The 24,755-nt window shown below is 40.9% G+C and carries 18 protein-coding genes; 5 read left to right on the forward strand and 13 right to left on the reverse strand.

Annotated elements, in window-relative coordinates; all coding sequences use genetic code 11:
• Window positions 1-113 precede the first annotated feature (113 nt).
• Window positions 114-1,091: a glycoside hydrolase family 5 protein gene (locus KSX81_RS12900; RefSeq protein WP_004322993.1), complete on the reverse strand. Its 978-nt coding sequence runs from the start codon at window positions 1,089-1,091 to the stop codon at window positions 114-116.
• A 310-nt stretch (window positions 1,092-1,401) separates the two neighbouring features.
• On the opposite strand from KSX81_RS12900, the gene KSX81_RS12905 reads away from it, so the two are divergent.
• On the forward strand, window positions 1,402-3,399 hold the full coding sequence (locus KSX81_RS12905; protein ID WP_004302608.1) for a DUF2961 domain-containing protein: 1,998 nt from the start codon (window positions 1,402-1,404) through the stop codon (window positions 3,397-3,399).
• Here KSX81_RS12905 and KSX81_RS12910 read toward each other — a convergent pair.
• Window positions 3,396-4,379, reverse strand: a complete 984-nt coding sequence (locus KSX81_RS12910; protein ID WP_004322994.1) for a calcium/sodium antiporter — start codon at window positions 4,377-4,379, stop codon at window positions 3,396-3,398. The two genes, KSX81_RS12905 and KSX81_RS12910, sit on opposite strands and share 4 nt — an antisense overlap.
• Before the next feature lie 126 nt (window positions 4,380-4,505).
• Here KSX81_RS12910 and KSX81_RS12915 point away from each other — a divergent pair, with 126 nt between their 5' ends.
• Window positions 4,506-6,356, forward strand: coding sequence for a mechanosensitive ion channel family protein (locus tag KSX81_RS12915; RefSeq protein ID WP_004322995.1), 1,851 nt, complete (start codon window positions 4,506-4,508; stop codon window positions 6,354-6,356).
• 18 nt (window positions 6,357-6,374) lie between these two features.
• On the opposite strand, the gene KSX81_RS12920 is transcribed toward KSX81_RS12915, so the two are convergent.
• The 7 genes from KSX81_RS12920 to KSX81_RS12950 form a co-directional block, all read right to left on the reverse strand.
• Window positions 6,375-6,839 (reverse strand): hypothetical protein, encoded by a 465-nt coding sequence (locus tag KSX81_RS12920; RefSeq protein WP_004302605.1) that lies wholly within the window; start codon window positions 6,837-6,839, stop codon window positions 6,375-6,377.
• A 21-nt stretch (window positions 6,840-6,860) separates the two neighbouring features.
• A complete protein-coding gene (locus KSX81_RS12925) occupies window positions 6,861-7,514 on the reverse strand; it encodes a hypothetical protein (RefSeq protein ID WP_004302604.1) in 654 nt (217 codons plus the stop codon).
• 48 nt (window positions 7,515-7,562) lie between these two features.
• A complete protein-coding gene (locus KSX81_RS12930) occupies window positions 7,563-8,753 on the reverse strand; it encodes a THUMP-like domain-containing protein (RefSeq protein WP_004322996.1) in 1,191 nt (396 codons plus the stop codon).
• A gap of 68 nt (window positions 8,754-8,821) precedes the next feature.
• Window positions 8,822-9,595 carry a M15 family metallopeptidase gene (locus KSX81_RS12935; protein WP_004322997.1) on the reverse strand — a complete coding sequence of 258 codons (774 nt, stop codon included), beginning with the start codon at window positions 9,593-9,595 and terminating at the stop codon, window positions 8,822-8,824.
• Between the two features lie 67 nt (window positions 9,596-9,662).
• The gene (locus KSX81_RS12940; protein ID WP_004322998.1) at window positions 9,663-12,512 is read right to left on the reverse strand and encodes a DUF6493 family protein; all 2,850 of its coding nucleotides are present in this window, start codon (window positions 12,510-12,512) and stop codon (window positions 9,663-9,665) included.
• 13 nt (window positions 12,513-12,525) lie between these two features.
• The gene (locus KSX81_RS12945; RefSeq protein WP_004322999.1) at window positions 12,526-15,387 is read right to left on the reverse strand and encodes a DUF6493 family protein; all 2,862 of its coding nucleotides are present in this window, start codon (window positions 15,385-15,387) and stop codon (window positions 12,526-12,528) included.
• Window positions 15,375-16,730: an SWIM zinc finger family protein gene (locus KSX81_RS12950; protein WP_004323000.1), complete on the reverse strand. Its 1,356-nt coding sequence runs from the start codon at window positions 16,728-16,730 to the stop codon at window positions 15,375-15,377. The genes KSX81_RS12945 and KSX81_RS12950 overlap by 13 nt, the downstream gene beginning before the upstream one ends.
• Before the next feature lie 594 nt (window positions 16,731-17,324).
• Between KSX81_RS12950 and KSX81_RS12955 the strand changes: the two genes are divergently transcribed.
• Complete coding sequence (locus tag KSX81_RS12955; protein WP_004323001.1) at window positions 17,325-17,828, forward strand: RNA polymerase sigma factor; 504 nt, start codon at window positions 17,325-17,327, stop codon at window positions 17,826-17,828.
• 217 nt (window positions 17,829-18,045) lie between these two features.
• Window positions 18,046-18,822, forward strand: coding sequence for a Cof-type HAD-IIB family hydrolase (locus KSX81_RS12960; protein ID WP_004311110.1), 777 nt, complete (start codon window positions 18,046-18,048; stop codon window positions 18,820-18,822).
• Between the two features lie 759 nt (window positions 18,823-19,581).
• On the opposite strand, the gene KSX81_RS12965 is transcribed toward KSX81_RS12960, so the two are convergent.
• Window positions 19,582-19,992: a lipocalin family protein gene (locus KSX81_RS12965; RefSeq protein WP_217725468.1), complete on the reverse strand. Its 411-nt coding sequence runs from the start codon at window positions 19,990-19,992 to the stop codon at window positions 19,582-19,584.
• A 30-nt stretch (window positions 19,993-20,022) separates the two neighbouring features.
• Entirely contained in the window at window positions 20,023-20,505 is a 483-nt protein-coding gene (locus tag KSX81_RS12970) for a hypothetical protein (RefSeq protein ID WP_254884170.1), read from the reverse strand.
• A 519-nt stretch (window positions 20,506-21,024) separates the two neighbouring features.
• On the opposite strand from KSX81_RS12970, the gene KSX81_RS12975 reads away from it, so the two are divergent.
• Window positions 21,025-22,098, forward strand: a complete 1,074-nt coding sequence (locus KSX81_RS12975) for an IS110 family transposase (protein ID WP_008645115.1) — start codon at window positions 21,025-21,027, stop codon at window positions 22,096-22,098.
• A 427-nt stretch (window positions 22,099-22,525) separates the two neighbouring features.
• Here KSX81_RS12975 and KSX81_RS12980 read toward each other — a convergent pair whose 3' ends face one another.
• Together KSX81_RS12980 and KSX81_RS12985 are read right to left on the reverse strand one after the other, a co-directional pair.
• Window positions 22,526-23,113 (reverse strand): tyrosine-type recombinase/integrase, encoded by a 588-nt coding sequence (locus tag KSX81_RS12980; protein WP_008646584.1) that lies wholly within the window; start codon window positions 23,111-23,113, stop codon window positions 22,526-22,528.
• A 401-nt stretch (window positions 23,114-23,514) separates the two neighbouring features.
• Window positions 23,515-24,531: a DUF3871 family protein gene (locus tag KSX81_RS12985; RefSeq protein WP_149923655.1), complete on the reverse strand. Its 1,017-nt coding sequence runs from the start codon at window positions 24,529-24,531 to the stop codon at window positions 23,515-23,517.
• Window positions 24,532-24,755 lie beyond the last annotated feature (224 nt).

Raw genomic sequence — 24,755 nt, forward strand, 5'->3', positions numbered from 1 at the left:
CAAATTTAAAATTAACTTTATTATAAAATTTCGTAGGTTTATTGTTGATGCAAAGCTAGTAAATAAGGAAAGTAAATAATTGACGTTATTTACCTAAAACTGATATTATTTTATCATTCTTTATTTTTATAAATATATGAGTTGTATTGTCGGATAAACTTACGACTTTGGCGTCCTGCTGGTTTTATTAAAGACTCATCCCATCCTCCGTTTTTGCTTGCTCGCGGGAGAATCATAGAGCAAGTTTCGTTCTTGTCTGAAATGGACCAGTTAACCCAGCTGATCTTTTTACTTTCCATCCATTCTACCCAACGGGTCCATTCCGGTATATCTAATGGCCCATCGCCAGTACACTCCATTCCTGCACATTCTGAAACAAAAATGGGAATTCCTTTTTCCCATGCCGCTTCAGCTCTATCCCGTAACTCTTGTTTATGAGTGGCGGCATAGAAATGGAGGGTATACATTATATTATTGAATCCTTTTAAAGGACTTTCTGCTACCAGGTGTAAATCTTGATCCCAGTGTGGACTGCCTACAAGAATAATATTATCAGGATCATATTTGCGTATTTCAGAGATAATATCAGTTGCATATTCTTTCACGCTTTCCCAACTGTCTTCCATGGGTTCGTTATATATTTCATAAATAATATGAGGATATTTTCCGTATTTCTGTGCCATCATCGAGAAAAATGCTTTCGCTTCTTCTTTTTGCGGATAATAAGTATGCCAGTCGATTATTATATAGAGGTCATTTTTTATCGCTGCTTTAATCACTTTATTCATGCATTTTAATGCAAATTCGGGATTTTCAATGTAATTGTCTTCAATAACTGTCCCCATTGCTGCACGTAAAACGGTGCATTTCCAATCTTTTTTCAACCATTTTACAGATTGTTTATTGTAAAATCTAGGCCATAGATTGTGCCAGCCATAACTAACCCCTCTTAAAACAATAGGGTCTCCGGTTTGATCGCATAATTGATTGCCTTTCACTTGTAGTTGTCCCCATTGTTTTACAGGATTTTTACTGTAACTGAATAATGATATCATGGAGAATAAGGTGATAAACAAAATGACTTTCTTCATTTTCATAATAAATTAGGTATAACATATAAGATGGACGTTGCAAAGTAAGCACAAAAAAAATATGTAAAAAAGTGCTTTGTTATCATATACTGATACTTTTCTTACTATTTATTTCAAACAAGAGTATATTACCTTATTATATATACAAAAAGGGATTAAGCCGGGAAATAAATATGATAACAGATGGTTTGAAGGTCGAAATAGTATATTGATTTGATAATAAAGTGGTTGTATGCTTATATAAGTTGCCGTACTTTTATGAATTAAATTTTATAGATAGATTAATGTTTTATTTTATATTTATCACCTTATGAAAAAAAGTATTTTTTTAGTTTGTTTGGTAGTTTTCGGGGTTGTGTCATTGTCGGCAATTGGTCCGATAGTCTCTGTATCACGGTTGGGTTGGCAAACCGATAGTATATCTTATGGTATATCACGAATGGTTGATATTGCATCTTTGCCCTTGTTAGATCGTGGAATTTCGGTCCATTATGAAGGCAGCATTGATAAAAGAGGAAAGAATGCCGACTGGGATTGGAGTCTTTATCAGGACCAACGTGGAGAGTGGGTAATATTTGATGTTGATGGTCCGGGATGCATTTATAACCTTGTACAACATCGCTATATGAGTTCAAGTGATCCGCTCTTCCGTTTTTATTTTGATGGAGAAGAAACACCTCGTTTTAGCTTGCGTTTATCTGAATTCGGAGAAAAAGAACCTTTTATAAAACCTTTGGCTGAAAGTTATATTGGTCCGTTTGATAACGGAAGAGGGCCCATACGTGTTGCACGGAGTTTTGTTCCAATGCCGTTTAACAAGGGATGCCGTGTAACTACCGATGTGAAACTGGAAGGTTATGAAAGAACCAAAGGTGAAGGAGGTTGGGGACATGTTGTATACCACACTTATGCGGACAATGGTATCAAGACCTTTACCGGGAAGGAGAATTATGATACTTTGATACAATTATGGAAGAAACAAGGAAGCAATCTTTTGTGTAAAGATCAATTGGCATATCATCGTAAGTCGGAACAAAAGATCAATGCTGGCGAGTCCATTACTTTATTGGATGAAAAAGGAGAGGGAGCTATTGGTTCTTTAAAATTTTATCTTCCGGAGATTAATGAGCAGCACTTGCAGAATGTATGGATTCATATGTTTTGGGATGCTCATCAACAACCCGATATTTCTTGTCCTTTGGCGTGTTTGGGAGGTAATTCTTTGGGCTTTCACGATACCAACTATCTGCTGTCAGGATATAACACATACGGTTGGTTTTATAATTATTTTCCAATGCCATATTGGAAGCATGCGAAGATAATAATTGAAAATCGTAGTGGTGTTCCTGTTTCTTTGGGATTTTCTGAAATAGCAGTTTCCCGGTCGGTTTATCCTACATTTAATACCGGGTATTTTCGTAATACACCATATTATACGAGAAAATATGTGGCAGGAACAGATAGTCCGATAGCTGCTATTCAAGGAAGAGGGAAGATGGTTGCTGCTCATATTACATGTCACGCCGAACGCTCACATATTATTTCTTGTGAAGGGGATGTTCGTATATATATTGATGGCAAACGGACTCCACAAGTTGAGAGCGACGGTTCTGAAAGTTATGTTTGTTATGGCTGGGGATTTCCGACTCCGCCCGAAGTGCATCCAATGGGAGGGTATGACGGTCTTTCGGATAACCCATGGTCAATGACTCGTTTTTGTATAGGCGACAGTTATCCTTTCTATTCAGAGTTGAAGTTTGGTATAGAGTCGGGAGAATATAATAATCAGTATTTGGAACATTCGGGTACTATATTTTATTATGGTCAAGATAAAAATGTACTGGTGAAGACTGATAGCTTGGATTTAAGTTCTTCGCATTCCATTAAGCAACACTCTTATAAAGCTATGGGTAATGTACGAAGAACAAAATTGGAAAGTTTCTTTGAAGGAAATGAGGATAGTATTTTATATGTAGGAGAAATTGTCCGGTTTGAAAATTTTAGTAATTTTAGAGTGAACATATCTTCTCAAAATGAAGGAGTGCGTTTGCGTAGGTTGAGCGATCAAAACGATGCTCGACAAGCAGCCCGTGTTTTTGTTGATGGCGAAGAAGTTACAGAACGTTTATGGTATGTAGCTGATAGTAACCCTTATAAACGTTGGCTGGAAGATGATTTTGAAATTCCAGTCAGGTATACTAAGGGGAAGAAATCATTAAACATTCGTATTGTACCAGTTTCTATGTTTGAAGAAGGAAATTTTACTTGGAATGAAGCTGAATATCAGGTGTTTTGTTATATTATTTAGGTATTATAAATTAATACTACCGTGTACGCCACATAACAAAGTATCATAATCGCTCCTTCGATTCTTGTAATTGTTCTCTTGGCAAAAAACAGTCCGAATAACCAAAGCAGAATACCGGAACCTACTAATGTAAACAGGTCAAAATTGGTGATTCCACTAAGATGGAGAGGAGTGATGCTCGCGCTGCATCCCAGTACAAAGAATATATTGAAGAGGTTACTACCAATCACATTTCCAATGGCAATTTCCGGATTTTTCTTTAATGCGGCAACGATAGACGTAGCCAGTTCCGGAAGAGAAGTCCCTCCTGCAACCAGTGTCAGTCCGATAATTGATTCGCTGACACCCAGGTTGCGGGCGATGCCCGTGGCACCGTCGACAAACAACTGCCCTCCATAAATAAGGGCGGCCAAGCCTCCGATGATATAAAGAATGGATTGCCACCAAGGCAGTGATTTGATTTCTGTTTCCTCTTCTATGACCGGATGTTCTGCTTGTTGTTCCATTGTAACCGGCTTGGAAGCGATGGCAAAAGTGTAGCCCATGAAAATGACAAAGAAGCAAAGCAACAACAAGCTGTCTACTCTGTTCAGGATATTCTCCGGAGCTTTATCCAAAAATACATCATTGGCACAAATCAGCAAGACAATAGAAGAAAGTATGCAGAGCGGAATCTCTTTTCTAAGTGTATTGCGGGTGATGACAATCGGGGCGAATAATGCCGTGCAGCCTACAATCATCAATGTATTGAAAATGTTACTTCCCACCACGTTGCCTATGGCAATATCCGCGCTTCCTTTGAGAGCAGAAGATACACTGACCGTCAGTTCCGGGGCAGAAGTACCGAATGCAACGATGGTAAGTCCGATCACGATGGGAGGGATGCGGAAACGCTTGGCTACCGAGGCGGCACCGTCTGTTAATCCGTTAGCTCCTAGAAGAATGAGGATTAATCCCCCGATAAGTAATAATATATTCATGCTTTTTCTCTTTTAGTGGCAAAGATAATCAATTTGGAAATGGTAATGTCAAAAACAATCCGTATGTTTGCTCTGTTTTTTATGAAAAGTTAGATTAACCTTAATTATAATCAAGGGATATAAGGTATGGAAATAAATAAAATAAAACGGTCGTTACTGGTGTTGTTCCTTTCTTTTCTGGCAATCGGGGCGCAGGCACAGTTGGAACAGGCGGTTAAGAAGATATTTGCCGGAGATACAGTAACGAACGGACATGTTCCTTTGAAACGGGATTCGGACTCTATCCATCTGGCGGATATGCGGAAATCGTTGGAAGAAGCCCGGCTCAATGAAGCGAATATGCGGATGGAAATGGAGCAGATGAAGCTCCAGATGGCTACTGCCGACTCCGTCAAGTATGTACAGCAGCGACAGCGTATTGACTCTCTGCGTCAGTTCACTAAGGGAATACCGGTAGTGGCGGACGGTGATACCTTATTCTACCTTTTCACCAAACGAGGCGGATATACTCCTCAGCAACGTGCCCAAATGACCGGTGCAGCGATTGAAGAGATAGGAAGACGCTTTAATCTACAACCCGATTCTGTGGCTATCGACCATTCGGACATTGTTTCCGATTTGATGTACGGCAGTAAAGTCCTGCTTTCTCTTACCGATCAGGATGCTTTGTGGGAAGGAGTTTCCCGTGATTCGTTAGCTAAGGAAAGACAGCAGAACGTCATTACCAAACTGCATGAGATGAAAGCGGAGCACGGACTTTGGCGGATGGCAAAGCGTGTGCTCTATTTTGTGTTGGTAATTGTGGGACAGTATTTCCTGTTCCGCTTGACCAATTGGTTGTTCCGTAAACTGAAAGCGCGTATCCTGCGCCTGAAAGATACGAAGATAAAACCGGTATCCATCCAGGGGTATGAATTGCTGGATGCGCAGAAACAGGCGAACCTGTTGGTATTCCTGTCCAGTATCGGGCGGTATATATTGATGGGATTGCAACTACTGTTTACCGTACCGTTGATTTTCATCATCTTTCCCCAGACGGAAGGACTGGCATACCAACTGTTAGGATATATATGGAATCCGATTCGCGGTATCTTTGTGGGTATTATCGACTATGTGCCCAAATTGTTTACTATCATCGTTATCTGGTATGCCGTGAAATACTTGGTACGTCTCGTCTTGTATCTGGCACGTGAGGTGGAAGCAGGACGGCTCAAAATCAACGGCTTCTACCCGGACTGGGCGATGCCGACTTTCCATATCGCTCGTTTCCTGCTCTATGCATTTATGATTGCGATGATTTATCCTTATCTCCCGGGTTCCGATTCCGGAGTGTTCCAAGGTATTTCGGTATTTGTCGGATTGATTGTTTCGCTCGGATCAAGTACGGTTATTGGTAATATCATCGCTGGATTGGTTATCACTTATATGCGTCCGTTTAAGATGGGTGACCGGATCAAATTGAATGATACCACCGGAGATATCATTGAAAAGACTCCTCTAGTGACACGTATTCGGACTCCTAAAAATGAGGTTGTGACTGTTCCCAATTCATTTATCATGTCGTCTCATACGGTAAACTACAGTACTTCGGCACGTGAATATGGACTGATTATTCACTCGGAAGTATCTATCGGTTATGATATTCCCTGGCGACAGGTTAATCAGATACTGATTGATGCTGCGTTGAATACTCCCGGAGTGGTGGATGATCCGCGTCCGTTTGTGTTAGAGACTTCTTTGAGCGACTGGTATCCGGTCTATCAAATTAATGCTTATATCAAACAGGCAGATAAAATGGCACAGATTTATTCGGATTTGCATCAGAATATTCAGGATAAATTTAATGAAGCCGGCATTGAAATTATGTCGCCGCACTATATGGCTGTACGGGATGGAAATGAGACAACCACTCCCAAAGAGTATCAGAAAAGTAACAATCCTTCCAATAAGGCGGGAGAAGAAAGTAAATCTGAATAGTTATTACTGTCGCCGCCATTATTGCTGTTGTGTTGTATAATGAATATCAAAACGTCCGTTAGTCAGGCGTTTGCCATTGCCGAAGGTTGCACTGATAATATTCAATTCTGGGTCAAAATGGCTTATAAAAGCTGTTCCGTCTTCCAGTTCTTCTCCTCTGAACCGTATATCGGTGAGAGTTGCTTCTTTGCCTTCCTGGGGAGATAAAATGATGAAGTGTATGTTGATGTCAGGTTTGACGGAAACATTGACGGATAGTTTGTCCTCCTCCGGATAGTAGTGGAATGAATCATACGTCCAGACATACGAGTGCCCCCAATTCAGGTATCGTCCTCCCACATAAATCCATCCGTCCATCAGACAGCCAAAGGTGTTGGCACCTGTAGTGGTGACAGAAGGTAAAACTGTAATGTCAATCGATTCATCTTCCGTACAGCTCCAAAAGCTGATAATGGAAAAAAGAATGAGTATATATTTCTTCATAGTGCTTTTTTTGAGTGAATGTTAGAAATAATAGGATAATCCCGTAGTGAAATTTATTCGTGTGAGGTTGGTATCATTATTGCCATCGAGTTTTACAATAACCCTTTCTCCGTGATAGTGGGTTCTAATTCTAAGCAGTTCACTATACATATATTGTACTCCTAGACTGACTCCCAGATTGGGATTCAGTTTATAGGTAAGATTGGCATTGGTCAGGAGACCAATAGTGAAGGCTTTCACTTTCCGTGTTTTGCCGAACACCTCACTGTTGTTCCGTAGAATGACTCCACCGGGACCAGTTGTTACGCGGATTTGCCAATGTTTGGTGTTGGCATTACACATTCCGATTTGAGTACCAATGAAATGAACCCATAAATGGTCCTTCCCTTCAGGATGACTTCCTTTGGAAGAAAATCCGGAGTAGATTCCTCCAAAGACAAAACGTTTGAGAGGGCGGAAATTATATTGTCCATCCCAGCTTACGCCTTGTGCGAGTGTACGTTGGTAACTATGGGTACTTAACGTGAGTGTAGGAGGGTGATGGAACATAACACCGTAGCCCGCGTGAAAAGAGAACTCGTGTCGCTCAAAATCTCTCTGTGAGAAAAGTAGAGTGTGACAGGACAAGGTGAATGCGATTAGTAATAGAATGGCTTTTATGAGTGTTTGATTCATCTGGATTAGTTTAGATTGTGTTTCTTTTTTGCAAAAATAGAAAATAGTTCAGACTTTCTCACAGCGAATCAGAACTTTTTGCCCATTATTTAATGTACTGGCAAATAAGTAGGTATCTCCTCCTTCAGCCAAATGGATTCGTTTGCGGAGTTCGGCTACTGTGGCGGGGAAGTTACGGACAGTTACATTTGCTTTTTTCAGGTCTGCCAGATTCTCCTTTACTTCTTTTTTATTGAAACTGCACTGGTTGACAATACGGAATATTCTTCCGGGGAAGTTTTCAATGAAAGTATCGGAAGTATAAAGATGGCTATTGGGATGCAGTTTGCGGACAGGATAGGCTGCTGCAATGCTTCGGAAAGCACCGGCTTTCAGAAGGGAGGCATTCGGTTCGTAAAGATAGGTTTCTAAAGAATCCGTATATGTGCATTCGCTGCATTGTTCCTGTTCGCGGGTGAATACAAAGTGTTGTTCTTTTTGAGTTCCTTTTGTGAAAAGGTTCACACAATGAATGGAGATTTCTGCCGGTGATGTTTGTCCGAGTAGAATTAGTAGTTCCTTGCATTCGTTGTTGACGGACAGAATGTGAACTTCCTGTGTCTGTTTCAGTTCTTTCAGTGCCAATGAAAGATCGAGCATGGGGGAGAGTTTTATCATTACCCGGTTGGCCTTTTGAAGTAAAAGCTCTTCCAGTTCGGCTACGTTTGGTTCGCAGTCGGAGATGGCAACCGTTTTTCCGCCGTGCTCATTGCGGCGCGCAGGGTCGAGGAAAAGGCAGTCTACGGGGGACATTGCTTGCAGGTAGGTTACTCCATCTTCGTTTTTTATGTTTATATGGTTTAGATTCAGTACGGGAAAGTTATGTGCTGCTATTTCGCAGAGTTCCTCCTGACGTTCTACGTAAGTGGCGGATTTGAATCCAGTGGCAAGAAAAGAACAGTCAATGCCGAATCCGCCGGTGAGGTCGGTCAGAGAATCTCCCTGCAAAAGACGTGCTTTGTAGCGGGCGGTGATTTCTGAAGAGCATTGTTCCAGCGACAGATGTTTCGGATACCATATCTTTTCGATCTCCCACCATGAGGGAATCTTTTCGGCTGCTACCTTCCTTCCTGCAATTTGGGTGATGGCAGTTGGCATATCTATATCCGGGTACTTTTTAGCTTGTAAAGCCAGCACACGTACATCGTCCGATGAATGTTCGCGAATAAAAAGTTGGGTTTCAGGAGAGATTTGCATCATGGTGTTATTGTGTTATAGGATATTACAATGAATCGTCGAGCTCTGATTATGGGGTTGTTGAGTGTCGGTTATGGTATTAACTTATACTTCTGTTTGGCTACGTCCCGGCTGCAAAAATTGAAATGCCACCATTCGCTGGGTAATGCACGGAATCCGGTCTCTTTCATCACTTTTCGTAGCAGTAATCGGTTCTGACGCTCTGTTTCACTCATTTTTCCATTATGTACCAATCCGATCTCGTCTGTGATGTGTGCTTCCATGCCTAAGTGGTCTACTTTGGTTCCCATCGGTAGGGGCTGTCCCAGAGAGTCTTGGATACTGACGTCTACTGCCAGTCCGTAGTTGTGTAACCCGCCTCCACGGTTGGGGTTGGAGACATATTTATATTTGGACGTTCCTTCCACTACGTTCCACATCTTTTTCTGTACCGACATGGGACGTGCCGCATCGTAAATGATAAGACTATAAGACGGGTGTAGTTTCTTTAAGGCTTTTTGTGCTTCTATCAGAGCGTATGCCGCATCCGGATGCAGGTAGGCTTCCGTTAAGTTGTCGTAAAGCACTTCGCCTGTGAAATTATCAGCCTGTGTATACATCAGTTTTACAACGAGACTGCTATCCAGGTCAGCTATATTGACGAGTCCTAATGAGTCCATGTAGAGAGCCATTTCGCTTCGTTCCGGTGGTGAGATGATGGAACATTCTTCGCATGGTTGTATATCCTCCGTCGTTTGTTCGTATTCCATGAGGGGAGTGCTCTCCTTTTCCTTATGGCTGGAAAAGAAGGAGCATCCTGTCAGCAGTAAACAGAAAATAGCTAAACTATATTTTAGAATAATCATTCAACCTTTTGTATTTAGTGTGCCAAAGATACTTCTTTTTGGCTTTAGCTCCAATAAGCTACCTCTCTTACCGTTGGATATTAGCTACTGCTTTCTTCAGATTGGCCACTCCTTTCCATGCGTCAAGCAGGTGCAAAACGTGTTCGTCTTCGGCTTTGCTGTGGTTGATGGATAACAGCTCTGCATATATTTCTAGTAATTTCTTTAAGTCTTTGACAGGCTTTTCTGGAAGTCCGGTCAACATTGCCACGATTAGTTTCTCTAATTCCCGGTTATGCAGCGGACTGACGTTTATCATTTGTTGCTGTATCAGGTCAGTGAGTCTTTTCAGCGGTCCCCAGCCGGTATGTTGATGCGAACCTAAGATACTGCCTATGCGTCCACTGTCTATGGAGCCTTGACCTACACGCTCTATCCAGATTTCGGCTGCATAGGAACGGGAAGTTTTATCGGCTACCAGCATGCAAGTGGCTTCCAGCAGGTAAGACACTTCGTGCCATGTATGCCTTAACTGATGAAGCGCTTCAATAGCAGCTTGGGTGATACCTGCTTCCCTTACCTCATTTAACGTCGGGGCGTATATGGCACTGCGGATGCACCATACCAATAGTGGCTCCGGTATATTGGGAGTTAACCATGCCAAACGTGGTAAGTCGTTCTGTATGTCGTCAAAACGTTCTATCTGTGGGTACATTTCAACCAGTAACGGATGCGGATCGTATGAATAGTAACTGACTCTTTCATTATATTTGTCTTTATTGATGACATGAGAGTTCTCGCTTTCCGGAATATCGAAAGTAAGAGTTGAACAAATCCATTCTACCGTTTTCTTGTTATAATCCGTGTACGAGTCAGTATACTGATAGGTTCTCCATTTAAAGTTTCCAGTCAGAAATTCACGTGGACTTTTATTGTAAGAGAAGTCTTTAAATTCAGAATAGATTGTTTCCGGTGATTTCATTAATCCTGCCATCATCCACCAGGAAGGATGATTGAAAGGTGGTTGGGGGAGTACATCTTTTTCTCCCAGCAAAAAAGTGAGCAGGTGCCGGTATTCTCCTTTCAAACTTCGGAGGAGCAGAGGAAGCTCTTGCGACGAACTTTCCAGTGCCACTCGTGAAAGTGCTGTTTGCATATCCATATCGTCCGGTTCGGCATTTGCCTGCTGATATTGTTTTAACCTTTCTATCAGGGTTTCCGGAGCGATAAACATCGGTGTATGAGTGGGAGTGGACAATAGGGGCAAAGGTTTCTCCTTGCTTTCCAGAAGGTCTAATGTCCGGCATAACAGTTGCTTATGAACGGGGAACTTTATTTTTTTGTTCGTCTTTTCACGAATGGTGAGTTTTTGCAGATTACGATACCCCCATTTGCCTTTTTGAAGTTCGTCTTTTTGTACCATTTTCAGATGTAAGTTGTTTAACTCTTGGGCTTCTTCAGGGAAACGTTTAATCAGCAGTTTGGCATAGTCAAGGAGGAAGGTGGCCATTAACTGGTCTAATATACCATTTCGGGAACTTCCTCCGCTCATCAGCAATTTGTAGGCACGTTGGAGAATAGGGGTCCATTGAGAGATTTGTTTTGCTTCCTGTTGCCGGTCCCATTTCACTAAGGCTCCGAGTAACAGGTCGAAGTGATAGATCTCGTTCACGTCGAGCACTTGGCTGGCTAGAAATATCAGGTCTTCAGTGGAAGTGATTTCCTGTATCCGGTTGTCTTCACGGATGATAGGGAGTATTGGCTCATACGTGAAAGAGGCGGAATCTTCCGGCTCATTATTCTCCAAATACGCTTTCAGCTCCTTTTTAGTATTAGCCAACATGGTTTCCGTATATATGGAAAGTATCTCTTTTAATGTAGTAGATGCCGTCTCTCCATACGTCTGAATAAGTTTGACTATCTTACTTTGGGTGGATTCTTCCTGGCTCGTCAGTCCTTGTGCGGCTGCACAACAGATAGTGTCGCGATGTTCTTTTCTTTCTTTTGCCAGCTTATGGAGTATTGCCAGTGTGTTTTGGTGAATCGCTTTCACGTCCGAAGCAAAAAGCACGGAAGTCTGACTTAGAAACTCTTCAACCTGGAATTGTGGGTGAGTGCATAAGTTCTTCAGCAGTCCGAGTATGATATTTACCGGACGGCTGTGAGGGGCGGACAGAACGGCAAATATTTCCGGTTGTAGTGTCAGTTGTTCTTCTGTGCTGGGGTTAAGTGCGGTAAACATGCCTGCAAACCAACTACTTAGGTTTTTGTTCAGATTCCGGTTGACGGCAAGCAGAGATTCTTTTAATACACGCATACGATCTAGTTGACCGTGTTCTACGAAGTATCTGAAAGAGAAATAAGGCTGTCCGCTTGTACGATTATCCGTCCAGTTTTGTCCGCAATCGTATTGGAACAGATACCAGATATGTTCTTTGAGTGTGATTGCCCGCTTTTGCAGGAAATCGGTATTGTTCATGTAGTTCACCAGATAACCGGCGATGGTTTGTGGAGAGGGTGTTAGGGTGAGTACTCCCTGTTCTATCCAATCCATCAGAGTTTCGTAATTCATTCCATAGAAACCGCCGAATTCCCTGCTTTCACCCTCTTTGAAGAAACTGTCGATCCAGGAAGGAATGTACCATGGGATCAATTCATTCAGTTGTTCCGTATAGATTCCCCATTCGTGTTTGCGGAATTCTTTTAGCGAATAGATGACGAGAGCGGTAAGATTGATGATACGATGCTGTTCGGGAGTTCCGCGTGTACCGTATGTGTTCTCGTTAAGTTGCACGAATTTATTGTAGTGTTCTTCCAATTTGTTAAGGCAGGGAACAAGCGTTTTTCGTTCTTCCTGCGTTAATCCTTGCAGAAAAGGGATGATGGCATCGCCTTGTCCTTTTTCTACTATCTCGTTGAGGCGTTCTTCTATGGTCATAATCATGAATTTGTTATAGGTTGTTGAGTGAAGTCGTCACTTTTTTCAGGTTGCTGTTTGTGCCCCATTCTTGTAGGCGTTGCAGGATTTGTTCGTCTGTAACCTTACTGTGGTTGATGGTCAATAGCTCCAGATAAAGTTCGAGCAGTTGTTTGAGTCCGGTAACGGGTTTGTCTGGCAATCCGCCTATAAATTCTGTGAGCAGTGCTTCCAGTTGCTGGTTGTGGAAAGTACTTCGTTTGTACATGCTTTCGTACACTTGTGTGGTGAAGCGTTTTAGCGGAGCAAGTTCCATCTGGATGAGGCGGGCCAGGATTTCTCCTACCCGGTGATTGTTTATTCTTCCTGTGGATATTCCTTCTACCCATAATTCGGCTGCATAGGAACGGACTGTTTTGTCTACAAAAAGCAGCGAACCACTTAGTAGGAGCAAACTCATCTCTTTGAGCGGGCAGTGGAAAGACAACAACATGCGCAAGGCACAGGCGAGGGTGCGTTTGCTGTCTTCCTGCGGAGTGCCGAAAGTCATGTAGCAAGTGATAATTTGGGCTATTAATGGTTCCGGGCGGTTGGGAAAGCAGCATAACAAAGGTTCCATGTAACGGGAATCATCCATGTTATATTTACTGTTGATAATCAGATGTTCCTGCCATAACTGGTGGCTGTTGTATTCAGTATATGTATGCCATTTGTAGAACTCGAGTTGGAGCAGACGCCTGTCTGTTTCGTATGATTTCTCTTTGGGTTTTACCTCTTTCCACTCGTAGTCTCCTGTCAGATAGTTGTGCGGTAATGTGTTACAGGCGAAAGATTTGAATGCTTCGAATTCCGTCTCCGGTGCTTTTACCAGTCCGGCGGCCACCCAGGCAGTCGGATGATTGTAGGGCGGTTCGGGTAGCGTGTTTTCATCCAACAGGAACAGAGAGAGATGCAGGTATTCATCTTGCAACAGTTGCCGGGCGGTGGCGATGGCTTCTTCTTTGTCTTCCATGGCACATCGGGCAATAGCTAGCTGGAAATCCCATGGACAGGGTTTCGTTTCTGCTTTCTGATATACGGCAAGCCGGCGTACCAGTTCGGTAGCCTGTACGTATGCCGGGGTATGGGTGGGAGTAGAAAGTAGGGGGAAGGCATTGCCTCCTTTTATTTTACGGATCACATTTAGCCATAAATGTTTGATGGGCGTGAAACAGGTTGCGTTGCTGTAGCCGGGTTTCCAGTCGGCAAGTCGTTTGAAAGAGCGCTCGTCATAAGCTCCTCTGTTTTCATCTATTCCTTTCAGCCTTTCTTCCAGTCGGGTGAACATATTTCTCAAAAATCCTGTGTTGGAGGTATCTTTCTGTGCCCATAAGCGTTGATATTCCAGTAGGAAGGTAGCGAGAAGATCTTCGTATGGCTCCCAGCTATTGGCAACGATAGTGGCAGCCCGTTGGAAAACAGGTTCCATCCGGTTGAGATCTTCTTTGTCCAATTGGGGATGGAAGGCAATGATGGCGGCAATGGTTGTTTCTATCTCCCAACTTTCCTCCATATCGAACAAACGACTAAGCTGGAACAGGAAATCTTCTTTGTTGGCGGGGAAGGGAATAAAGTTGTCTTCCCTGCAGATGCGTACCGTTTCTCCTACACTTGCATCGGGTTCAAGGGTATCTTCCGCAGGCTGCGGTTTGAAAGATGAGAGTATCGCATGCACGCTTTGAAACATCTCCGGTTGATAAGATTGCAGTGTTTCCTGGAGATTGGATGAAGAGGCGTCTCCATGTTTTGATATAAAATTAGCGGCTTTCTTTTGAAGGCTTTCGTCTTTCTTCAAGAAGAGTTGGCAGAGAGTGATGCAGCAGGGCTCTTTCATCTCGGGATGTTGTGCGACGATCTTTTCAAAGAGGGCGTAAATGGTAAGCAGCGAGTTTTTGGGGCTGGAGAAGAAAAGGGTGGTTGCACGTTCGATGAATTCCTGATAACGGAATCCTTCTTCGGATGCAATATTTTTCAACTGTTGCAACATCACGTTCACCGGTTTGGTATAGGAAGAGGTGAATATTTGCATCATCTCTTCTTGCAAGGATAACAGTTCTCCGGTAGTTGGTTGCAGAGTTTCGAAGAATCCGGCAAACCATCCTGCCATATCTTTTTTGAAACTCCGGTGGAAGGTGGCGAGTGTGGCTTTTAATAGGCGTTCTCTATCCAGATGGCCGTCCAGCGAAAAGCGGTAGAGAGCGGCACTGATACTTTCATCCCGTGCGGTAACTCCTTTTTTATAAGCCTCTTTGGCGCAATCATCTTGATAGCCGATGGACGATTCGTATTCGAAAATCGTCCAGATATGTTCTTTCAGGGTGATGTCCCGCTTGAGTAATAACTCACTGTTGAAAGTATCGTTTCCTTTAGGTTCTTTATTTCTGATACGGGTAATCCAGGGGAGTACATGTGCAATGCGGCTTGGAGCGATTTCTTTGAGGTATCCCATATCCATGAGCTGCATCAGCTGTTCGTAATTGAGATCGAAATTAAACCAAGTTTTGTCATCATTGATAAAATCAGTCAGCCAGGTGGGGTAGTAGAGCGGGAGTAGTTTGCAAAGCATATCAAACTTTACATGATATGCCATATCCATCTCCCGTTTGTTGGCGCAGACAAACTGGACAGCAGATAGAAAATGTGCCCGTGCCGCACTGCAGGTTGTCTCACTACTGAAACCGGCAAACTTACTTTTTATCCATTGTAAATCCCGGATAACCGGCAGCAGCTTCCGTCTTTCTTTCATTGGTAACTCCAGTAATCTCTTGACAAAAGGGATTAATATCTTCTCTTCATTCTCCGGAATATCCACATAAGCCTTGGATAATTTCTCGAGTTCTTTTTTTAGTTCTTCCATTGTACTAGTTTCTTTACTGCCAGAATATGTTTGCAAGCTCCCCGTTCTCCTTGATTGCTGCTGAACCAGGTGCAAGTGCAACGCTCCTTCTCGCTTTCTCTGTCGAGAATGACCGTATGTCTGACACCTCCGCTTCCTGCCACGCGTGCTTCTGTCCGTTTCTCGTCATTCGATATGATTTCTACTTTTTCTTCTTCCAGTAATTTTTCTGCAGCTATCATTCGAGGATTGAGACTTAAAATACGTTCGGTTTTGAAAGGCAGGCGACGGTAGAAGAAGCTGTTTTCATCCAAATCGAATCCTAATAACCCCATGGCTGCCAGCCGTGCCGCGAGGGAATCTACCTTCTCCAGGTCAATATGTTCCTCTATGGCAAAAAGAGTGGGGTTGAACTGTTGGTTGGCATAACTGTATTTATCCATTGCTTCTATCCATCTTTCGGGGACATCTTCGAGCAGAGATTCCAGTGCGGCGCCTTCTCCGGAAAATCCTCTCCAACATTCGCGGGAAAGAGAAAGGCTGAAGCGTACCGGACCGAAATAAAGTTGCCAAATGGTAGATTGCATGGTGGGATGCGCAAAGACTTTCAGCTCATCGGCAAATGGAAGCAAGGGCTCGAGCAGACGTAAGCGATGAAGTCCTCCAATGCAGACGGCATTCATGCTTTTCACCGGTGAAAAGGCGGGTTTTTGACCGCGCATCACTAAATAATAGTCGCATTTCACACTACTTTTCGGAAGAGTCTGGAAGAGTTGTAAGGTTTGTATGCGATTGAAAGAGTAGAGCTGTTCCGCAACGGATTGATAAATCTGTACCGTAGTCAGCCCTTTTATCCATTTCACGGGAAGAGGTACTTTTCGTTCTATCACTTTCTCACCTTTATGATAAAGTCCCACCTCTTTGGGACCGACCGACATTACCATATTCTCCTGTCTGCCTATTCCTCCTAAGGCAGAAATCATTCCGGGATTAAAATCTACGTTTGTTGTCCCGTTTTCCAGAAATTCTCCGTCGTGTCCGTCAGGAAGCACGTCGACTCTGGCATATACACCTGCACAATTAGAGAATCCTTCAAAACGCAGGCGGTCATTTCCTGCGGTTACAATCGGATCTTTCAGCATGGAAAGCTGTGACGGTGTCAGATTAAAACTGGACTGCACAACATTGGATAATGCGATGAGGCAGCGTGCTGTCATGTAGGGTTGTGTCAACTTTCCCCAAAAGAAACAGGGTGTTTCTTTCTTTTCTATTTCGCTGTATTTGGCAAGAAACAGTTCGTCCTGATCGGCTGACCGTTGCAGTGCGGAAGGAGCTGCATATTGGTAAGAGATGGTATCAGTCATAGATAGTAAATCTGAATTTGGTTGTATATTCTCCAAATATAGAAATTAATTCTTAGTGAAAAAAAGAAGTAGGAGAATTTACATCGCTTTGGAATACTGATATTATAAAATATCGTCAAATGAAGCATTTATGCCTCTTTTGGCAGCAAATATTAAATACAATTCTTTATAGTCAGGCACAATTTTTTATACATAAAACAACTATTATTTATAACTATTCTTAATTTCTACGTTCCTTTTTGCCGGAAAATAATACTTTTGTTCCCATAATTAGAATGTTTTAGTAACAGATTCTAAATTAAGTCTTATGAATTTTTAAAGATGAAAAAGACAGCTGTTTGTGAAAATCGCTAATATTGTTTGTTTTGTTTGTGTTATCCCATTTTGAGTCAGGTGTGACTTCAAAATGGGATTTTCGCTATAAAGACAGTCTCAAAACCACCTGAATACTATCAAAAATGACCTAAATTCTATCAGTGGATAGATTTTCCCCTAAACAATGTCTGTTCTTCACCTGCCACATTTGTTGAAAACCCGTAAACTTGCAACATCAAAATGATGATAACGAATACTCACAATTTAAAAATAACGTATATGAAAAGTTTAAGCTTCAGGAAAGATCTGATAGGAGTACAGGATGAATTACTCCGTTTTGCATATAAACTGACAACCGATCGTGAAGAAGCAAACGATTTGTTACAGGAAACCTCATTAAAAGCATTGGATAACGAAGACAAATATACCCCCGACACAAATTTCAAAGGATGGATGTATACTATAATGCGGAACATCTTTATTAATAATTACCGCAAAGTAGTGCGCGATCAGACATTTGTCGATCAGACTGAAAACCTCTATCACTTAAACCTGCCGCAAGATTCAGGTTTTGAAAGTACGGAAAGAGCTTACGATTTAAAAGAAATGCACCGTGTAGTCAATGCTCTGCCGAAAGAATACAGAGTTCCGTTTGCTATGCACGTTTCAGGATTCAAGTACCGTGAGATTGCAGAAAAGCTGAATCTTCCGTTAGGTACTGTAAAGAGCCGCATATTCTTTACCCGTCAGAAATTGCAGGAAGAATTAAAGGACTTCCGCTAAACGTTTACTATCAATTTTCAGTTGGTATCAATAGGTATAGGGCAAAAGGATCTCGTTTCCTTTTGCCTTTTTTATTTTATGTGTTGGAGGTTTGTATTTGTTATGGGAATTTTTTCAGTAACTTTGTCACTGTTTAATTGACTGCTCTGACTTATCAGTCAAGGATAGTCGATTTGCTTCTCTAAATTGTCGAAGAATGAATAAAGATATAAGTGTTATGATAAAAGCGATCATGCTCGATGTGGATGGAACATTGGTGAGTTTTGAAACTCATAAAGTGTTGCCATCCTCTGTTGATGCCCTTAGGAAGATTCATGACGGTGGAATTCGAATAGTCATTGCTACCGGTAGAGCGGCAGGCGACCTTCATGAAATAGCTGATGTTCCGTATGACGGAATTATTGCATTGAATGGTGCCGACTGTGTTTTGCGGGATGGCACTGTGATAAGAAAGCACCTTATTCCGAAAGATGATTTTAAGAAAGCCATGGAAATAGCAAAGACCTTTGATTTTGCAGTCGCTATTGAATTGGATGAAGGTGTGTTTGTTAATCGTCTGACTCCGACTGTCGAACAGATTGCTAAAATCGTGGAACACCCTATCCCGACCGTTGTAGACATTGAAAACCTGTTTGAAAAGAAAGAGTGTTGTCAGCTTTGTTTTTATATCGATGATGAGATGGAACAAAAAGTGATGTCGTTTCTGCCTAATCTTTCCTTGTCGCGCTGGCATCCTTTATTTGCTGACGTAAATGTGGCAGGAATAAGTAAAGCAACCGGCCTTTCGGTATTTGCTGATTATTATGGGATCGGAATGACGGAAATAATGGCTTGCGGCGATGGTGGTAATGATATTCCTATGTTGAAAGTTGCCGGAATCGGAGTGGCTATGGGAAATGCATCGGAGATAGTCAAGGCTTCAGCCAATTTTGTTACTGATACGGTGGAGAATGACGGGCTTTGTAAAGCGCTGAAACATTTTGGAATTATTTAATATTGGGTACTCTATAGCTTAATATTATAGGTGTTATTCCCCTATTGCTTATTCTTCGCCATTTCTGCTTTGTCCGTTGCTGTTGTTTTTACCTGTTTGGGAACAATTAGTTATCTTTTATTCTAGTTGGAGGATGGCTATAAAAAGGAAAAATTCCTGCAAGTGCTTCACTTGCAGGAATTTTTCAGTGGACCAGCCTGGGCTTGAACCAGGGACCTCCAGATTATGAGGCTCTAATACTAACCTTGTATAAGGCAGATTGTCAACACATTAATTATCTCTATGTAAGTTCAGAGGTCAACAATAGGTCAACATTGAACTTACTCTGCAAAGTTAATAATAATTCCTCATATCAAGAATTAAATCACTGTTTCTTATTATACCCCAATGCAGAATTTTATTTATATGTGTACCTGCTATGCTATATTTAAAACTTCGATCCTTGTATTATGTTCTTCCACTGCTTCTTAGTATCTTTACTGTAGATAAATCAATTACCAACCTATTTATTGCTACACAAATATGCAAGTAACACCAAAGAGGAATAACACAATTCACTATTTACCACAAGAGATTAAAGAAACCAAACTCACAGAAGTAACATACCTACCTATTACAAGGGAAATGTTAGAACAACTATTCTCAAATTCAGCTAAGAAGAATAAGCATAAATTAGTTAAGAAGAGAAGGAGGTAATTAATAAGGCAGCAAGTGGATGTTACTTCAAATGCTGCCTTCCGTCTTTATTGAAGATTCTTGTTATACCTTCTTACAGTAGAAGGTAGTCCATTGGTTATTATCATCTTCGTCCCATTGCCATTGGAATTCTGTATCAGTCAGTTTAACGACCTTGATAGTATAAGATTCTCCACCATTTACATACTTGGCATTAATAACCTTATTCTTTACGTCATAGGTATAAGTCGAATGGTCAGATTTAGTTGCTCCTGCTTCATCTGTAAAATAGAAGTTAGAAGCTGTTACCACAAGGTATGGATAACCATCCCATTCTTCTGTTTCACCTTCGTAATTTGTCTTTTCAATCTTCCACTTGCCTATGAAATTGGCAGCATCACCACTCTTGTCATCATCGTCATCGCTACAAGCAACGAAATTTACACTCATAATAATGGCTATTAAAGCCATACCTATAAATCTTAATGTTCTCATTTCAATTAACTGATTAAGTTAGTAATATAGTTAAAACTCAAATCCGATTTTAGCTGTGATACCCCCTATGTTATCGTATTCCTTATCACTATTAGCATAGATGGGAGAATCCACCTTCTGATAAGTATAGCCCACTTTTAAATAAACGGAGAGAAGCCTGTAGAAGTTATAATTAACTCCCACACTTGAATTCAGATACACGCCTTTAGCATCTAATACGGTATATCCAGTTTTAACATCAATAAATGGAGATACTTTAGTTCTCATAAGGTTGGCTCTTAAATCTAAGTACAATGGCATGTACGTCATATCAGTTTCCGAAGATGTGAAGTGAAATCCTACTCCTGCTCCAATGAATAAATAAGGATTAAATTGATAACCATGCGTAGTTGAGAACTCCGTAGAGTGCAAGGTTGTTTCTTCAAGGTGAAACGTCCGTCCGCCCTCTATCATTCCTCTGTATCCACGTTGTGCACTGCACACTGATACGGTAATCAAGGCAACTGATACCATTAGTAATCTTAATATCTTCATCGTTATATAAATCTGTTTGTGTCTCTACGTTCCCATTAGAGGCGTTAGTAATTGAGATACAAGTGTGAGGAACGCAACACGAAGGTTGCACACTTCATTTAATAGAACTGCAATTGATTAGTAGATAGACTGTCTGTTTCTTAGATACCTGTATTTATGCCAACCTGTTCCCTATAGTTGGCTACTACATACAAGAAGCTCTAAGTTTGCAGTTAATAGATAAGAGGTCGGAAATTTATTTTAAAAAAGTCAAGCGAGACGAATAATTACCTCCGCATCTTATCAGGAAAATATCAGTCTTATTATCTTTGTTGTATTAAGATAAAGACTGATAGGCGGGAAGAGGACACCATAAAAGAGAAAGCACTTGAGGCTAGCCCACGTAACGGCCTCTCTCCGCCAAGCTGCAAAGCTCCGATAGAATATCAAGGTTGCGAGCCTATTTAGAGTTTAGAGTTCAAACAGCTTTTACCAGTCTTAGAAAAGTACAGCAAAAATATGAAAAAATTATTTATTGGAATTGATTTTTCAAAGGAGAAACTTGACGCGACGATAATTCTCGCATGTGGAATGAACGAAATAGGCTCCCGTGAGTATGGGTGTTTCCCAAATAACACTACGGGCTACCGCAAGTTATGTAATTGGGTTAAAACAAACGCTTGGAATACAATTGCTGAGGAATGGCTATTCTGTGGAGAAGACACAGGTTCATGTAGTATAGGACTGAGCAAATGGCTTTACGGAAAAGGCTATGACATATGGATTGAGAACGCTTACGCCATAAAACATAGCAGTGGTATCCAGCGTGTGAAAAACGATAAGGCGGACTCAGCAATCATTGCTGAATACGCATGGAGGCAACAGGACAAGGTTGTACCCTTTGAACCATTGAATGAATCCCTTGCGCAACTAAGGGAGATTTTCCTCTATAGGCATAAGCTAGTTGGGCAAAGAGTGGCAATGGAATTACGAAAAGAGGACAAATCACAATCAAACAAGTCAAAAGCAATATCCTTCATCAACCGCAAGAGCAAACACCTTATTGCGGAGATAAACAAAACAATTGCCGAATGCGATAAGGCCATTGATAGCATAATAGAGGCGGATGAGGAACTGAAAGAAAATTATGCTATTATAACCTCAATAAAAGGCGTAGCCAGGCAAAACGCAACCTGTATGTTGGTCTACACAAACAACTTCAAAAAATTCGGATATGACCCAAGAAAGATTGCATGCTATTATGGAGTTGCCCCCTTTGGTAAACAATCCGGAACGAGTGTAAATACACCTGCTCATACAAGCCATTTCGCCAATAAACTTATTAAATCATTATTAGGACAAGCAGCTCATATAGCCAAAATATATAATCCCGAAATTAGAGATTACTATCAAAGACTGATTAGTAAGGGAAAGAAGCCTCAAGTGGCTTTAAATAATGTCAAGAACAAACTCATAAGAATCATAGTGGCATTAGTCAGGAAGAAAGTACCATATGATCAAAATACATACAAATATTATGAAGAACGAGAAGTTATAGAAAGGAAAAAGAACGAGAAGTTAATTTATTGTTAAACGGAATAAGAGATTAGGATATTAGCATAGAATACGTGGGAACTACTGAATATTACTATCGTGAGGCTCTCGACTGCCTTGAATGGGTAATAAACAATAGCCCACGCCAGAAGAATATATAGTTCATCCCTTAAGATGAATATATAACACTGACGTGAGCGTTCTTGCCTACTATCCCCATTCATTGAAATTGTCGAGATTCCACGATAGGATAATATCTTAAACGCTCTTCGTTAACTATGTCCCTTCAGCCCTAACACATTAGGTATCTGAAATTGCTACAAAGTTACGAATTTACGTTTGATTAGCAAGAACTATTGTTTATTAAATGTTGAGAGCTGTCTCTACTCAATAATTCAAGGTTGGTATGAAACTTGCCAAATCCCCATATAAGTAGAAATTCTGAACTTCCATACCAACCCAATTATCAGAAGCTAAGACAATCATAAGTATTAAGTAATTCCTCTTGCCTTAATCCCAAGTATCTCTTAGTAATTGATACACTGGAATGATTGAATAGCTCCATGAGCTTGACAAGTGCAAGCTCTGAATTATCGTTATTCATGTTATAAACCTGTCTGCCAAAGGTCTTCCTAAGAGAATGGCAACTGAAATTGCCTATATGTAACCTGTACTTCTTCTTAATCTCCTTCAACATGACATTGATTCTCTGAACTGTGTACACTGTCCCCTTCTGACTTATCAATACAGGCGCATTTATGCCAACTGGATTTATATGCTCATAACAATCTCTGATATGTTGCTGTAGCTGCATGTTAATCCTAATTGTCCTTTGCTTCCCTGTTTTAATCTCTGTAATGGTAAATTCTTCTGCATCTAATATCTGATTCCACCTTAAGGCAAGAATATCAGAAATTCTTAGACCTGTGAAGCAACCTAAAGCAATAAGAAGTGACATCTTATAATTACTATCCCTTGCCAATTTTCTTATTAGGTTCATTGCTTCGCTCCATTGCAGATAATCTGCTGTTGTACTTGAATATTTAAGTGACATAATGTTCTGATTTATAGTGAAACTAATATAAGTGAATATTAATTTTAAACTGGAATATCTAACTTACTGATTATTAGCTAAACATTCACTAATTAACAAAGTGAATATTATACTACTGGCTATAGCTAATAAAGAGTACCTATATATAGTATATAGATACCCTTATTAGTACTTCATGTACTACCTCAACATAATAATTTGAAATATTGATATATAGTCCAAATAATCATGAAGAAGAATACAATAGGTGAAACCGCACATGCAATAAAGAACATAATAGTCCAAAATATAACAGCGAATAATGCTACTAACATAAATCTTTAATTATTAATTAAGTAATGAATAAATTAAGGGACACCCTTATTATATGGATGTCCCCTATTAAATACTGTATAATACCACTAACTAAGAAACCATTGGTATTTGTCATCACCGTGTAAAGCGGAACAAATACCCGTTGCAAGTTCTGTAGCATTATAGGCTCTATCCAAGAATGAATCTATATAGCTACTCTTATTTGCACCTGTGAGCAAGTTGTAGAACTTCCACATAGACAAGTCATTTCCCAAGCTGCCAAAGTTCTCGTCATTGATATACGCTTTAGCCACATTGTTAACCTGTGTATCAGTAAGCAACATTTTAGGTATATCCTTTTGATAGCCTTGCGGTAATGACTGATAAAGTCTCATTCTGCCTAATAGTTGGCAGAACTGATGCTCCGTCATACTGGTATTGCCTAAAGACTGCATCAAATGTATGTGTTTGGCTGCATCGTATTTATGGAACATCTCCAATACCGCTTGATATAAATCCCTTGTATTGGTAACTTCCAAGCAACTAAGATAACCGTCTGTAGATACACATAGATTTGTGCAAACCTTACAAGTAAAGCCAATAAACACTTTAAAGCGTTCCGCACCCTTCTTTGAATAAAGATTGGTATGGTTATAAGCTCTGACACCGCCAATAGTAAGTGTTAGCCTGTTACCGTGTACTGTCTCATAGATAGTAGGAACTTCAATAACAAAAGCGCACCTCTCGTAGTAGATAGTCTTGTCACTCTCTAATAACTGATTGGCGGGCTTATGAATTGCTTCCGGAATGCGACCCTTAATAACATGGCTTACACGAATGTCTGGCGATTCAATTTGTTCACCGCTAAAGAATGTATTGGTTGCATCCTGTACCGCTTCGATAAAAGCCACATGAGATAATGTAGCTTCGTTATCCTTGGCAAATACAGGGATAATGCAATCATTCCTTAGATGTTCCAAACTGGCTTCAATCGTATTAGCTTCAATAAATAACGGTCGTTTCTGCTTAATAATTGGCTCTTCAATTATTACCGCTTCTTCTGCATATTCACCAAAGTTTCTACTAATTCTCTGCACTGGCATAATCTGTAATGTTGATTCCATAATCTGATAAATTATTAAGTTAATATGATTAGTAAATACTGCATTTGAGGACAAAATGAGGGCTTAACATGAAGTACTATTCATTCCACTTCTTTTTGTGCATCTTTATATGTAGACATATACAAATCATTGATAAGTCCGCACATTTCAGAAGTTCAAAGCGTTTGTGGGCTGAATAGCGATTCATGTTATCCTCTCATTTTTCCAATAATGGGTAAGGGGGT

It is taken from the genome of Bacteroides sp. MSK.18.37 (assembly GCF_019129155.2).
Taxonomy (GTDB): Bacteria; Bacteroidota; Bacteroidia; order Bacteroidales; family Bacteroidaceae; genus Bacteroides; species Bacteroides ovatus.

Coding starts and splice junctions, on each gene's coding strand:
- KSX81_RS12900 (WP_004322993.1), bottom strand. CDS start 1,091: ATGAAGAAAGTCATTTTGTTTATCACCTTATTCTCCATGATATCATTA.
- KSX81_RS12905 (WP_004302608.1), top strand. CDS start 1,402: ATGAAAAAAAGTATTTTTTTAGTTTGTTTGGTAGTTTTCGGGGTTGTG.
- KSX81_RS12910 (WP_004322994.1), bottom strand. CDS start 4,379: ATGAATATATTATTACTTATCGGGGGATTAATCCTCATTCTTCTAGGA.
- KSX81_RS12915 (WP_004322995.1), top strand. CDS start 4,506: ATGGAAATAAATAAAATAAAACGGTCGTTACTGGTGTTGTTCCTTTCT.
- KSX81_RS12920 (WP_004302605.1), bottom strand. CDS start 6,839: ATGAAGAAATATATACTCATTCTTTTTTCCATTATCAGCTTTTGGAGC.
- KSX81_RS12925 (WP_004302604.1), bottom strand. CDS start 7,514: ATGAATCAAACACTCATAAAAGCCATTCTATTACTAATCGCATTCACC.
- KSX81_RS12930 (WP_004322996.1), bottom strand. CDS start 8,753: ATGATGCAAATCTCTCCTGAAACCCAACTTTTTATTCGCGAACATTCA.
- KSX81_RS12935 (WP_004322997.1), bottom strand. CDS start 9,595: ATGATTATTCTAAAATATAGTTTAGCTATTTTCTGTTTACTGCTGACA.
- KSX81_RS12940 (WP_004322998.1), bottom strand. CDS start 12,512: ATGACCATAGAAGAACGCCTCAACGAGATAGTAGAAAAAGGACAAGGC.
- KSX81_RS12945 (WP_004322999.1), bottom strand. CDS start 15,387: ATGGAAGAACTAAAAAAAGAACTCGAGAAATTATCCAAGGCTTATGTG.
- KSX81_RS12950 (WP_004323000.1), bottom strand. CDS start 16,730: ATGACTGATACCATCTCTTACCAATATGCAGCTCCTTCCGCACTGCAA.
- KSX81_RS12955 (WP_004323001.1), top strand. CDS start 17,325: ATGAAAAGTTTAAGCTTCAGGAAAGATCTGATAGGAGTACAGGATGAA.
- KSX81_RS12960 (WP_004311110.1), top strand. CDS start 18,046: ATGATAAAAGCGATCATGCTCGATGTGGATGGAACATTGGTGAGTTTT.
- KSX81_RS12965 (WP_217725468.1), bottom strand. CDS start 19,992: ATGAGAACATTAAGATTTATAGGTATGGCTTTAATAGCCATTATTATG.
- KSX81_RS12970 (WP_254884170.1), bottom strand. CDS start 20,505: ATGGTATCAGTTGCCTTGATTACCGTATCAGTGTGCAGTGCACAACGT.
- KSX81_RS12975 (WP_008645115.1), top strand. CDS start 21,025: ATGAAAAAATTATTTATTGGAATTGATTTTTCAAAGGAGAAACTTGAC.
- KSX81_RS12980 (WP_008646584.1), bottom strand. CDS start 23,113: ATGTCACTTAAATATTCAAGTACAACAGCAGATTATCTGCAATGGAGC.
- KSX81_RS12985 (WP_149923655.1), bottom strand. CDS start 24,531: ATGGAATCAACATTACAGATTATGCCAGTGCAGAGAATTAGTAGAAAC.